Source organism: Pseudomonas sp. NPDC096917 (assembly GCF_044762555.1).
GTDB lineage: Bacteria > Pseudomonadota > Gammaproteobacteria > Pseudomonadales > Pseudomonadaceae > Aquipseudomonas.
The window spans coordinates 60,343-73,333 of the sequence record NZ_JBIWEO010000004.1 but is presented as its reverse complement, the minus strand read 5'-3'; the positions used below and the strand labels follow the sequence as shown (position 1 = coordinate 73,333).

Annotated in this window: 10 protein-coding genes and 4 tRNA genes; 11 read left to right on the top strand and 3 right to left on the bottom strand. The window is 56.8% G+C overall.

The features are described from left to right. Nucleotides 1-14: 14 nt before the first annotated feature. Nucleotides 15-971: an alpha/beta hydrolase gene (locus tag ACIQYF_RS06365; RefSeq protein ID WP_402858231.1), complete on the top strand. Its 957-nt coding sequence runs from the start codon at nucleotides 15-17 to the stop codon at nucleotides 969-971. 193 nt (nucleotides 972-1,164) lie between these two features. Here the strand turns inward: ACIQYF_RS06365 and ACIQYF_RS06360 are convergent, their stop codons facing one another. Continuing rightward, nucleotides 1,165-1,425, bottom strand: coding sequence for a DUF6137 domain-containing protein (locus ACIQYF_RS06360; protein WP_402858228.1), 261 nt, complete (start codon nucleotides 1,423-1,425; stop codon nucleotides 1,165-1,167). 405 nt (nucleotides 1,426-1,830) lie between these two features. On the opposite strand from ACIQYF_RS06360, the gene ACIQYF_RS06355 reads away from it, so the two are divergent. Continuing rightward, on the top strand, nucleotides 1,831-5,484 hold the full coding sequence (locus tag ACIQYF_RS06355; RefSeq protein ID WP_402858225.1) for a hypothetical protein: 3,654 nt from the start codon (nucleotides 1,831-1,833) through the stop codon (nucleotides 5,482-5,484). Nucleotides 5,485-5,560: 76 nt separating this feature from the next. Here ACIQYF_RS06355 and ACIQYF_RS06350 read toward each other — a convergent pair whose 3' ends face one another. Both ACIQYF_RS06350 and ACIQYF_RS06345 read right to left on the bottom strand, forming a co-directional pair. Further along, a complete protein-coding gene (locus tag ACIQYF_RS06350; RefSeq protein WP_402858223.1) occupies nucleotides 5,561-6,886 on the bottom strand; it encodes an Nramp family divalent metal transporter in 1,326 nt (441 codons plus the stop codon). A 24-nt stretch (nucleotides 6,887-6,910) separates the two neighbouring features. Further along, nucleotides 6,911-7,861: a 2-hydroxyacid dehydrogenase gene (locus ACIQYF_RS06345; protein ID WP_402858221.1), complete on the bottom strand. Its 951-nt coding sequence runs from the start codon at nucleotides 7,859-7,861 to the stop codon at nucleotides 6,911-6,913. A gap of 213 nt (nucleotides 7,862-8,074) precedes the next feature. On the opposite strand from ACIQYF_RS06345, the gene gltX reads away from it, so the two are divergent. The 9 genes from gltX (at nucleotide 8,075) to ACIQYF_RS06300 (ending at nucleotide 12,873) form a co-directional block, all read left to right on the top strand. Next, nucleotides 8,075-9,556, top strand: coding sequence for a glutamate--tRNA ligase (gene gltX / locus ACIQYF_RS06340; RefSeq protein WP_402858219.1), 1,482 nt, complete (start codon nucleotides 8,075-8,077; stop codon nucleotides 9,554-9,556). A 277-nt stretch (nucleotides 9,557-9,833) separates the two neighbouring features. Next, a tRNA-Ala gene (locus tag ACIQYF_RS06335) sits at nucleotides 9,834-9,909 on the top strand. Between the two features lie 75 nt (nucleotides 9,910-9,984). Continuing rightward, nucleotides 9,985-10,060 (top strand) — tRNA-Glu (locus ACIQYF_RS06330). 50 nt (nucleotides 10,061-10,110) lie between these two features. Then, nucleotides 10,111-10,186: transfer RNA gene (locus tag ACIQYF_RS06325), tRNA-Ala, on the top strand. Nucleotides 10,187-10,263: 77 nt separating this feature from the next. After that, nucleotides 10,264-10,339 (top strand) — tRNA-Glu (locus tag ACIQYF_RS06320). Nucleotides 10,340-10,511: 172 nt separating this feature from the next. After that, a complete protein-coding gene (locus tag ACIQYF_RS06315) occupies nucleotides 10,512-10,946 on the top strand; it encodes an acyl-CoA thioesterase (protein WP_402858217.1) in 435 nt (144 codons plus the stop codon). Nucleotides 10,947-11,008: 62 nt separating this feature from the next. After that, complete coding sequence (locus ACIQYF_RS06310; RefSeq protein WP_402858215.1) at nucleotides 11,009-11,968, top strand: tRNA dihydrouridine synthase; 960 nt, start codon at nucleotides 11,009-11,011, stop codon at nucleotides 11,966-11,968. 122 nt (nucleotides 11,969-12,090) lie between these two features. After that, nucleotides 12,091-12,573: an Hsp20 family protein gene (locus ACIQYF_RS06305; protein ID WP_402858213.1), complete on the top strand. Its 483-nt coding sequence runs from the start codon at nucleotides 12,091-12,093 to the stop codon at nucleotides 12,571-12,573. A gap of 171 nt (nucleotides 12,574-12,744) precedes the next feature. Further along, a complete protein-coding gene (locus tag ACIQYF_RS06300) occupies nucleotides 12,745-12,873 on the top strand; it encodes a hypothetical protein (protein WP_402858210.1) in 129 nt (42 codons plus the stop codon). Nucleotides 12,874-12,991 lie beyond the last annotated feature (118 nt).

Genomic DNA, 12,991 nt, shown 5'->3' with positions numbered 1-12,991 from the left:
ACAAGGAAATTGCGATGTCGTTGTTACCCGATCTTGAAGATTTTTTAAGCCTGGCTGAAATGGGCCGCATGACCGGCAAGAGCCTGCCGATGCATGCGCTAACCCCGGCGCAGGCGCGCAGTGAGTTTGAGCTAAGCGCCAGCGTGTTCGATGTCCCGGTGCCACACGTGGACAGCGACGAGTTGCGTATCCCGGCACGCGATGGCTTTAGTCTGCGGGCGCGGCTTTATCGTCGACCCGGGCTTGAGGTCAGTCCTGTGCCGGTGGTGGTTTATTTTCATGGGGGCGGTTATGTCATTGGCAGCCTCGACAGCCACGACGCGCTGTGTCGACGATTGGCGGCGCTCGGGGGGTTTGCGCTGCTGGCGGTGGATTATCGGTTGGCCCCGGAATGGGTGTTTCCGACGGCGGTGCATGACGCTTGCGATGCGGTGAACTGGCTGCTCCGGAACGGCGCCAAACAGGGGCTGGATGCCTCGCGGGTAGCGTTTGCCGGAGACAGCGCGGGCGGGACCTTGAGTACTGTGCTATCGATTCTGGCGGTGTACGAGCCCCAGGAAGTGGCCATCGTGCCGCGTGCGCAAGTGCTGCTGTACCCGGTGACCGATGGCAGCTGCAAGCGTGACTCCCATGTGCGCTATGCCGAGGGTTACTTGCTCGAAACCGCAACCATGGACTGGTTTTATAAGCACTACGCAACGGCAGAGCAACTGAGTGACTGGCGTATTTCACCTGTGCTGGCGGCGGATGTCAGTGGCTTGGCCCCGGCGCTGGTGTATTTGTCGGGTTATGACCCCTTGTATGACGAAGGGCTGGCCTATGCCGAGCAGCTTAAAGTCGCGGGCAACGACGTACTGTTGCTGGAAGAACCCGGCATGACCCACGACTTTATGCGCATGAGCGGGTTGCTGGAAGAAGTGCCGGGGATTCATGGGCGGGTGGTGGGATGGTTGGATAAGCGGCTGAGTTGAATGCTGTAGCTGCTGCGAAAGCTGCGACAAGGGCGAAGGGCCTTCGTTTTTTTAAATGATCAATCTGGTGGGGCAGGCTGTAGATGCATGCTTCTTTTCTACGATTTACTGTCTGGAATCACCACGTTAGTGGCGTCTATGCTTGCTCTTTCTGTGTTTGTGAGGACTCAAAAAGATTCGGGTAATGCCTCGGTCAAGTGCTGAGGTCGTCTGATAGCTTGCTGTGTATTTCATGCGCCAACGCGTCTATGGAGAGCGCCCGCTCGGTAGAAGTCATCATGCCGGTCTGGATGTCGAGCGTCGCCTCCAGCCGGCTGAAGACCTGTTCCCAGTCGCGTGTATTGAGTACAACCCTGTCGAGGGCTCTCACTTCTTTCGCAGGCTCGCCGGTCACATTGCAGATAGTGTGAATGATGAGTTGGCGAATGAAGTGAAGTGTCATGGATGTGATCATTTTGGGTTGATCTTTACTTAACGAAGGGAATCAAGCTGATACTCGCATGACTCGTTACGTCGTAAGCGAGTTGCGTTTTTTGTTGTAATGCAAACATTCTATTTTTTTAAATTGCACTCGATCGCGTGAGTAGTCAAATAACGTTTAATCGAAAAAGTCAGGATGAGGGCGGTAAGTATTAAAAGGTTTGGTTGTTGTGTAATACATTTCTTAATATAAATATAAGGTTTAACTTGTGTAATTGTAGGTGGATTCTTACATGGTGCTGTGTGGTTTTAGGTTGGGTTGAGGTATAAGGTTTGTTGATGTATTTTTGGTTGCAATTATCATTGTTGAAGCCGTGAAGAGTGCCGGATGACTTTGTTCATTAGCGACAATGGGGCATCGAATACTGCGTACTAAATCATGACCACAGACGAGCAACGCTACTCACCTAAAGTAGATCGACTTCTGCATATTCGCAAAATCGCGTCTCTGAGCAATCTCGTCCTGCGCGTGTTTCCTATAGCCCCATTGCCGGCCATCGTGACTGGCAGCCTGCCGCCGGCGGCCGACGCGGTATCGATCTACGCAACTACTTTGGAAGCAGCTTTTCCGCAGTTGAGGCAGCGGGTGGAGGAGGTGTGTGGTCCAGCGCCCTGGATCGTACGCAGTGCGGGGCACGAGGACTTAACTGATCTCGTTAATGCTGGCGGCTATGAAAGCCTTATATGTCATGAGCCACAAGCGCTGACACGGTGCATTGCCGTTGTGGCCAAGAGTGGATCAACAGAGCACGCACAACGCCAGCTTGCACTTTCGGGACATTATGGTGATACCGATGCGATTCCATGCTTTGTGCAGCCACTGCTGAAAATTGAGGTCTGCGACGATATCGCCCCTGACCATTCGCCGTATCTGGATACAGCCGTTCTGGATTATATGGAGTCGGTATGTAATGAGTTGATGCAGGCATTTGACTTCGCGGCGATAGATTGCGAATGGGGGCTGGAGACGACGCTGGGTTTCGTGTCCGTCACGACCGTCATGCCGAGGAATCCAAAGCTGATGAACGTCGCGCATACACTCGGTTTTGGTTTCGCCTGCGCTCAGAGTACGGGCTCCCGTGCGACGACCTTGGCATTGCGTCCGGCTTCCTCAGGTCTTAGGCTCTGGCGTGGACGTCATCTGCGTATGACGACGGTGAAGCATTTACATTTGCTTCAGGTTAGGCCCGCGTCTTTGGAAGGTGACTTTCGTGACCGTGAAGTGCTTAGCGATTCATGCCGTGAAGCGCTGATCGGACGTTACGATGTCGTTGAAGCAAGCTTGTTGACGCTAGGTACACACGCTTCGGGGCGCGCATTAGTGGCGCCCGATCTCATGAGCGCCTGGCGCCGCTATCTCGTGTTCAATGCGAATGAGAAAGCTGATGTGGCAGTGGTCGTGGTGGATGAAGGCAGTGCGGAGGAACACGCTGGCATCATGTTTCGCCAGCAGAAAATCACCTGCATCAAGATGGACACTCGACGAGCGCCTGTTGGAGCAGACTGCGTTGTATTTGATCGTGGTGCTTGCATTCTCGGCGACTCGACGATGTTGCGGTCCATTCAAAGTGAGACTCGCCGAGAGTTGGTGCTGCCCGATGACTGCGGTGTTGTCTTCACTGATGAGGTGTTGCTACCCGGTGGTGAGGTCGCACAGGACTGTGTCGAAGTCCTTTCTGAGTTGCGTCGCCTGCCGATCGCGAGTGAAGTCAAGGGCAGTCTGATCGCCCGCACCGAGCAGCCTGGGCCGACAAGGTGGATACAGCTCGCTGATGGAACCGTGGAGTCACCCTCTCTGTTCGCGGCAATCTGGCGTTCACAGCACTCGCGAGAGCCTGAAAAATGCGACCCGCTCACTGAGTTCGCCAGAGACTATAAACGTGCCTTTCAGGTCTTGCAGGGGGCATCCCAGCAGGAGCTGCACGCACTGTCCGCGTTATCCCCCGCAACACGTGCGCTGATCGGGAGTGGTGACCTTCGAATCGTCATGGCACTGCTCAACTGTGAAGCCGCGACGTGCTGGGTGCCGCCGCAGACGTTGCAGCGCTTGCTCTATTCGGCGGCCGCACAAGTGACGGCATTTCGGCGCGACCACGCCGTCCTGATTCTTGAAAGTGTGGCCTTTGTTAGAAAGGAAGGGGCGCAACTGCCGGTTTATACGCTAGAGGAGATCGTTTCCTACCTCGATGCATTGGTGTACGACCTTGAAGGCGGTCTGCTTGTCGAGGCGATAGTATCCATCCGCTCATTGGAGTTGCCGATCGTAAGTGCGATCTTGCTTGCGCGGCAGGCTCTCATTAATCCAGTCGTTCTTGAGCCGGTGGATGCATTCCGGCAGTCAGTGGAGTTATTCAGAGGCATTGTGTCGGGGGGCGACGGGACGCAGAGACTTGCTCCGCAACTCAATAACGCCTATTGGACGCTACGGGGGGCGTTGCATGATGCCGGTCTGGAGAACTTGGGCGAGCAGATCAGAGGATCGCTAATCGAAATCTACGACGCCTCATTGAAGGGGTTGCTGGGACGTACTGTTGAGAAGGTCGACGATACCCGCTATCGCTGCTATCTGAATGTGATGCAAGGGTGGATCGGGTTTCTGAGTATGGGATCGTTGACTGAGCGTGATAGCGCAGTGCTTGAGCGCTTTCAAATTTGGTTGCGTCAATGGGCTGATGAAGGGATACCTGAGTCATTTGACATACAGGATTGCAACTGGCGATTCGAATTTGACCTGATTGCAGGCTCCTGCGGCACACCCGCGCGATATGAAAATCCGCACGTTCTACACAATCTCCTTCATCAATACTCTTTGGCCGGGTTGCAGCTTGATACGTTGCGACTGCCAAAACGCGTGCAAGCGCTCGAACACTTTTGTTCAACGTTTAGTAGTCGCTCGACAAAAGTTCTGCGTTTTGAGCGCGAGTTACTAGAGATCCAGATTCCGATGGGAACGCACAAGGCGAGTTACGTGTTCACGCCACGGCAGATTTCGGTTGAATGGACGGAGCCGCCTGATTGTCCCAGCGACGAAATCGCCCGGGTCTTGGCGTTTGAGGTGTTTCTAGATCTGTTTCGCACCTGGATGTTTCCTGCGCTGACGGTTCGACGCGAGCACGTGCTGGGAACTTGGACGCTTTACATACGGCTGACTGCGCCGGGATCAGATCCTTGGGATTACGAGGCGCTCAGGCACTTTGTGGTTGTTACGCGTTTACTGTTCGATGCCTCTTACGATTTTTCATATGTCGCCAACGAAGCCGTCGATGGCTTTGCCGAACGTTTCAGCGGGCAGGAATGGAGGGCGATACTGGCCACGATGGTGCGCTATCGAGCTGTACTCGATGACGCGTCGCAATACGTCGCCTTGCACGCTCTGCCGATGTCGTCGTTGGTCGCCTCGATAGCGCGTAGCCGAGTTATTCGGGGTCTACTATTGCGTTGCTTACGCAGGGGATTTAATGATTGCCGGGGTCTGATTGACAGGTATGCGTACTGGTTGAATGAGGCGTCCGAGGGAGATAGGCGGTGGTCCGCTCGTTATGAGACGCTCAGGCAGGCTAGCCTTTTCCTTGCGGCCAAGTGGCCGAAAGAGGCGCTTGGGGATCTCTCCAGACGCAGAGTCTTCAATGTCGGGGATGACCTGGTCGCTGCCTGCTTGTTTAAGCGTTCGGACATGGCGGATGACCTCCGGCAAGTCGTGGCGGCGGGGTCGTTATCATTGTCGGGATTGTCGGGGATGATTGTTCGGCATATCCCTGAAATAACAGTGACGGCCTACGGGGCATCGTCGTTGGCTGCCCAACTCCTCGGCGCCGACATTGGATTTCGCCGCGCGAAACATTTTGTCGTTGCCCGATTCGGCGATCGCCTTGATCGGGGCCTATTGGCGGGTTTGCTACAGGGCATGGACACCGTTCCGTGGGGCCATACCGCCGACGCTGAGGAGGCCATCCAGGCGCAGCTATTGCTGGGTGGTCCTGTCTGTCGGTTTGAACTGGAAAAAGGTATCGACTGGACGACTTTGGGTGCCTAGCGGGTACTTGAACAAAGGCTTCTCAGTGGCAAGCGGCCCATCGCAGCTTGTGGCAGTGGCTACAAGGCGTTGTGGGTTAATCGCCCAAGCCGATTTGCACAATCAACCACACATTCGCCCCGCTGATCACTGCAAACAGAAACCACGCCAGCAGCCGGGTTGGCAGGCGGTTGGCAAAGGGGCCCATGAGTTTTTTGTCGCTGGTCATGCGGATCAGCGGGTAGAGGGCAAACGGTAATTGCAGGCTCAGTACCACTTGGCTGAGGATCAGCAGTTTGCCTACCGCGTCGTCGCCCATCAGCCACACACCGAGAAACGCCGGGATCAAGGCCAGCCCCCGGGTGATGAGGCGGCGTTGCCAGCATGGGATTCGCAGGTCCAGGTAGCCTTCCATGATCACTTGCCCGGCAATGGTGCCGGTGAAAGTCGAGCTTTGCCCCGAGGCCAGTAATGCGACGCCAAACAGGATGCTGGCCATAGCGCCGCCAACCAGAGGGTCGAGCATGCGGTAGGCGTCTTGTATTTCGATAACGTCGGAGTGGCCGGTCTGGTGGAAGGCGGCCGCCGCGAGGATCAGGATGGCCGCGTTGACCAGCAAGGCCAGGGCCAGCGAGCCGATGGTGTCGATGCGTGACAGGCGCACGGCGTCCAGTTTGCTGGCGTAGTCGGTGCCAGTCAGGCGGGTTTGCACGATGGAGGTGTGCAGGTACAGGTTGTGCGGCATGACGGTGGCGCCAACGATGCCGATCGCGATGTACAGCGGTGCCGCGTCACTGATGGCTGCGAATGAAGGTTTGAAGCCTTCGAACACGTCCGGCCAGTACGGTTTGATCAAGACCAGTTCGACAAAGAAGCATGCGGCGATGGTCATGACCAGTGCCAGCATGATGGCTTCCAGGCGGCGGAAGCCTTTGCCTTGCAGGGCCAGGATCAGCAGGGTGTCGAAGGCGGTGAGGGCGATGCCGAAGGTCATCGAGCAGCCCAGCAGCAGGTGAAAGGCCAGTGCACAGCCGAGTACTTCGGCAAGGTCGGTGGCGATGATCGAGATTTCCGCCAGTAACCATTGCACCCGCGCCGAGCGCTGGCTGTAGCGCTCGCGGCACAGTTGCGCAAGGTCACGGCCGGTGGCGATGCCCAGCCGTGAGCACAGGCATTGCACGGCCATGCCGGCAAGGCTGGCGAGCAACACCACGAATAGCAGGGTGTAGCCGTAACGTGAACCTGCTTCGATCGCGGTGGCCCAGTTTCCGGGGTCCATGTAGCCGATGCTGATCAGCAGGCCGGGGCCGGCAAAACGCAGCACGCGCTTCCAGAAGGGGGCGCTTGCGTTGACGGGGACGCTGCCACTGACCTCTGGCGGGCAGAAGGGTGCAGTGGCAATTTTCGGCAGGCTGAATTTCAAGCGTGGGCTCCGCAGGTTTAAGAATCAGGCGGGCTCAGGTAGCGCCACGGGAGTCAGCACCGGCTGCTCGGCAAAAAACGCCAGCAGGTTTTTGACCACCAGTAGTACGGTGCCTTCGACCGCTTCGGGCGATTGTCCGGCTACGTGCGGGGTCATGACCACATTGCCGAGGGTTTTGAGTGCGTCCGGTACCAGAGGCTCGGTTTCAAAAACATCCAGCCCGGCCCCGGCGATCCGGCCGGTGGTCAGGGCCGCGATCAGGGCGGCAGTGTCAACGACACTGCCGCGCGCGATATTGACCAAATAGCCGTCAGGACCCAGCGCGTCGAGCACGCTCGCGTTGACCAAATGGTGGGTGGCGCTGCCACCGGGGGCGGCGATGATCAGAAAATCGACTGCGCTGGCCAGCTCGAGCACATTGGCGCAGTAGGTGTAGGGTGAGTCGTCGCGTGGCTGTCGGGTGTGGTAGCTGATGTGCATATCAAAGCCGTGGGCGGCGCGTTTGGCGATAGCCTGGCCGATGGCTCCCAGGCCGATGATGCCCAGGCGTTTGCCGGTCAGCGAAGGTTGGCGCACTTTGACCCATTCGTTACGACGAATGCTCGCGTCGGCCTGGGGAATGCCGCGTACCGCTGAAAACAGCAAGGCCATGGCATGGTCGGCCACGCAGGAGGCATTGGCGCCTGCGCCGTTGGTGACGGTGATGCCGCGATTGCTGGCGGCTTGCAGATCCACGGCCTCATAGCCGGCACCGATCACACAGATGATTTTGAGCAAGGGCAGGGCGGCTATTTCATCCGCGCGCAAGCCCAGCGGGCCTCGGGTCAGTACGACATCGATGCGGTCAGCGTGGTGGGCGATGGCTTCGGCGCGGCTGGCGGGGGTCGGTGCAAGGATCAACGCGTAACCCTGGTGCTCCAGCAGGTGCAAATAATCATCAACGGTTTCAACCAGCACCAGCACTACGTGGGTCATTGCGTGTCTCCTGACAGCGAATACCGGGAATGGGTCGAGATTAGCATTTCTGCCTCAGGGGTTTCCCTGTATCAATTCGATACAACCGCTCTATTTAAGGTTTTTTCATCTATGCGTCGGGTCATCTGTCTTTGGCGGCGTACTGCGCTGGAGCCAAGCCGGTTCGGCCTGTTAAGATTCGCCCTTTGTTTTATCTCTACTTCGAGACCGCCCATGACCACCGTTCGCACGCGCATCGCGCCATCGCCTACCGGCGACCCCCACGTAGGTACTGCCTACATCGCTTTGTTCAACTACTGCTTTGCCAAGCAGCATGGCGGCGAGTTCATCCTGCGGATCGAAGACACCGACCAACTGCGTTCGACCCGCGAGTCCGAGCAGCAGATCTACGATGCCTTGCGCTGGTTGGGGATCACCTGGAGCGAAGGCCCGGACGTCGGCGGCCCGCACGGCCCGTATCGCCAAAGCGAACGTAGCGACATCTATAAGCAGTACACCCAGCAACTGGTTGATATGGGGCACGCCTTCCCGTGCTTCTGCACCGCGCAAGAGCTGGACCAGATGCGCGCCGAGCAAATGGCCAGGGGCGAAACCCCGCGTTACGACGGCCGTGCCTTGTTGCTGTCCAAGGAAGAAGTGGCCCGCCGTCTGGCCGCTGGCGAACCCCACGTGATCCGCATGAAAGTGCCGACCGAAGGCGTGTGCGTGGTGCCTGACCTGTTGCGTGGTGATGTTGAGATCCCGTGGGACCGCATGGACATGCAAGTGCTGATGAAGACCGACGGTCTGCCGACGTACTTCCTGGCCAACGTGGTCGATGACCATTTGATGGGCATCACCCATGTATTGCGTGGTGAGGAGTGGCTGCCGTCGGCGCCAAAACTGATGCTGCTGTACGAATACTTTGGCTGGGAACAGCCGCAGCTGTGCTACATGCCGCTGCTGCGTAACCCGGACAAGAGCAAACTGTCCAAGCGCAAGAACCCGACGTCGGTGACGTTCTATGAGCGCATGGGCTTCATGCCTGAAGCCATGCTCAACTACCTGGGCCGCATGGGCTGGTCTATGCCGGACGAGCGCGAGAAGTTTTCGCTGCAAGAAATGGTCGATAACTTTGACCTGTCCCGCGTATCGCTGGGCGGGCCCATCTTCGATATCGAGAAGCTGTCGTGGCTCAATGGCCAATGGTTGCGTGATCTGCCGCTGGAAGAGTTCGCCAGCCGTGTTCAGCAGTGGGCGTTGAACCCTGATTACATGATGAAGATTGCGCCGCTGGTGCAGGGCCGGGTTGAAACGTTCAGCCAGATCGCGCCCTTGGCCGGGTTCTTCTTCGCGGGCGGACTGCAACTGGATGCCAAGCTGTTTGAACACAAGAAGCTGTCCAACGAGCAAGTGCGTCAGCTGATGCAACTGATTCTATGGAAGCTCGAAAGCCTGCGTCAGTGGGAAAAAGACCCGATTACTGCCTGCATTCAGACGGTGGTTGAGTCGCTTGAGCTGAAACTACGTGATGCCATGCCGCTGATGTTTGCTTCGATCACGGGCCAGGCCAGCTCGGTGTCGGTATTGGACGCGATGGAGATTCTGGGGCCGGACCTGACCCGTTTCCGTCTGCGTCAGGCACTCGACCTGCTGGGCGGCGTGTCGAAGAAAGAGAACAAAGAGTGGGAAAAGCTCTTTAACGCGATGGCTTGATTCGTTTTTATGTGGAGTCGCTGCGCCAGGCTGCGATAAGGTCCAAAGGACCTTCGCTTTCTATTTAAGAACAGCAGAGCCGCTGCGCAGCCCATTGCAGCCTGCGGCAGCGGCTACACATTTTGCGGGTAACAACCCGTATTTCCTGGGTTTTAAGGGTAAGTGGTTGTTCTCTCGACAGATTTTTTTAAAAAACTTTGAAAATAAGTTTGACAGCCTACCGATCCAGTCTTAATATGCGCCCCGTCCACACAGCAACACGCAACACTGACTGTTTGGGGCTATAGCTCAGCTGGGAGAGCGCTTGCATGGCATGCAAGAGGTCAACGGTTCGATCCCGTTTAGCTCCACCAAATTTACAGTTCAATGCTTGGCCACACCGGCATTGAATCGATCAGCACTCAGCGCTGATCAGTTAGAAGGTTTATGTCCCCTTCGTCTAGTGGCCTAGGACACCGCCCTTTCACGGCGGTAACAGGGGTTCGAGTCCCCTAGGGGACGCCAGTTTCACAGAAGCAGCATTTCGGTGTTGCTCCGCCGCCAGGCGATAAATCGGGGCTATAGCTCAGCTGGGAGAGCGCTTGCATGGCATGCAAGAGGTCAACGGTTCGATCCCGTTTAGCTCCACCAATTTACAGTTCAATGCCGGGCCACACTGGCATTGAATCGATCAGCACTCAGCGCTGATCACTGTTAGAAGGGTTTGTGTCCCCTTCGTCTAGTGGCCTAGGACACCGCCCTTTCACGGCGGTAACAGGGGTTCGAGTCCCCTAGGGGACGCCACGATTACCCGCTTTGCGGGATTTTTAAGGGTCATTCAATTATTGAATGGCCCTTTTGTTTGTCTGGCGTTTGCCAAATCCTCTCCCTTATCTCTTGGCCCCATCCCAATCCTGCCTTTGTGCAGATGGGGTGCGTTACACTGCGCGCTTCATTTGTGTGCAGGGAGACAGGCATGAGTTGGGATCTGGCAACGCCGTTCATCATTGATCTGCTCGTGCAGGCCGAAGACATTGACGGCTTTGGTCATGCCAATAACGCCGCCTATGTGGTTTGGCTGGAACGTTGTGCCTGGCGCCACTCGCAGCGCCTTGGGCTGGATTTGACCGAGTACCGCAGGCTCGATCGGGCAATGGCTGTGGCGCGTCATGAGATCGATTACCTGGCCAGCGCTTATGAAGATGACGAGTTGCAACTTGCGACCTGGATTGTCGATTGCGACAAGCGTCTGCGCATGACCCGGCACTTTCAATTGGTCCGGCCTGCTGACGGCACCACCTTGCTGCGTGCGCAGACCACGTTCGTCTGCATTGAATTATCGACGGGCAAACCCAAGCGTCTGCCGCCCGAGTTCCTGGAGGGCTACGGCCCGGCGGTCGTGACGGCCTGATCAAGATACCGGTTGGTCGCAGAACCCCGTAAACTGCTGCACGTTTTTTATGAGAGCCTCCCATGCAAATTGCTTTGGCGCCGATGGAAGGGTTGGTCGACAACATCCTGCGTGATGTCCTGACCCGCACCGGCGGTATTGATTGGTGCGTGACCGAATTTATTCGGGTCACCGAGCGAGTATTGCCAGAAGCGTACTTCCACAAATTCGCCCCGGAACTCAAGCATGGCGCGCAAACCCGCTCCGGCGTGCCGTTGCGCGTGCAATTGCTGGGCTCCGATCCGGCCTGTCTGGCGGATAACGCGGCGTTGGCCTGTGAGTTGGGTTCGGGGGTCATTGACCTCAACTTTGGCTGCCCGGCCAAGACCGTTAATAAATCCCGAGGCGGTGCGGTGCTGCTTAAAGAGCCTGAGTTGCTGCACGCGATCTTGCTGCAAGTTCGGCGCACGGTGCCTGCGCATATTCCGGTCACTGCCAAGATGCGTTTGGGGTTTGATACGCCTGATAGCGCCAATGAGTGCGCGATTGCACTGGCAGAAGGCGGCGCGAGTCAGATCGTGGTGCATGCGCGGACCAAGATGGACGGCTACAAGCCGCCTGCGCACTGGGAATACATTGCCCAGGTGCAAGAGGTGGTCAAGGTGCCGGTGTTCGCCAATGGCGATATCTGGTCGGTTGAAGATTGGCGCCGATGCCGCGAAATCAGCGGGGCAGAAGACATCATGCTCGGTCGCGGGCTGGTTTCGCGCCCCGACCTGGCCCGGCAAATTGCTGCCGCGCGTGCGGGCGAAAAAGTGGTCGAGATGACCTGGGCCGATTTGCAGCCGATGATTCGCGATTTTTGGGCTCAGGCCGAAGCGCAACTGACGCCACGCTCAGCGCCTGGGCGTCTCAAGCAGTGGCTGGCGATGCTGACCCGCAACTACCCTGAAGCCGTAGTGCTGTTCAACGCCATGCGCCGTGAGACCGACTGCGAGAAGGTCCGGCATATGGTCAATAACCTGCCTGCGGATGCTGCCTGAAGCGTCTGAAAAAAAATTCAAAAAAACCCTTGAAATGGTTTTGCCGATCCCTATTTAGGGGTTAAGCGATGCCGAAACCGGGTCGCGCAGACAAATTCTCGCTGAAATCAGGAGGCTAAATTATGAGCAACGCATTTTCCATGGCGCCACTGTTCCGTAGTTCTGTCGGCTTTGACCGTTTTAGTGATTTGTTTGAAACCGCACTGCGCAATGAGCCAGGCAGCAGCTATCCGCCTTACAACGTCGAGAAGCATGGTGAAGACAGCTACCGCATCGTGATCGCGGCGGCAGGTTTCACTCAGGAAGATCTGGACTTGCAAGTCGAAAAAGGCGTGTTGACTGTCAGCGGTAGCAAACGTGAAACCTTTGGTGACAACACCGAGAGCAGTACACAGAGAAGTGCATCAAGTGTGACCTATTTGCATCAGGGCATCGCGCAACGGGCATTTAAGCTGTCCTTCCGCCTCGACGATCATATCGAGGTCAAAGGCGCGAACTTGAGCAATGGCTTGCTGAGCATCGACCTGCAGCGGGTGGTGCCAGAAGAAGCGAAAGCCAAACGTATCCCGATCAATGGGGGTCAACAACCTGCTCTGCAAAACTGATCCGAGCCGGTGCTAGTCAAGAACCCCGTCTTCAAGGCGGGGTTCTTGTTAAGAGGGAGAGGGTTGCTTCAACTGATCTGCAAGCACGTGTTTCTATGGCGCTAGAGAGTGCCTGACTTCGACTAGCCTGCTGGGACCGACCTCATTGGAAGGTCTTTACGGGAACTTGAGATGAAGAACAAACGCGCACGTGATTCAGGGACAGGTCTGTTTATTTCGTTGGATGAGGCCAAGCGTCGTCCGAAAGAAACCACCGTCGAAACCATCAAAAAAACGCCTAAGCCTGCACCCAAGCGTTAACGAGCAGCACGCAGGCATTTGCTTCCGACTCTCTCCCCGGGGCAAGTGCCTGCTTTTTTTCGCCCGTTATTACGGGGTGCTGGCACGCTCAGGGCTCAATAGCAGCCAATACAGCACA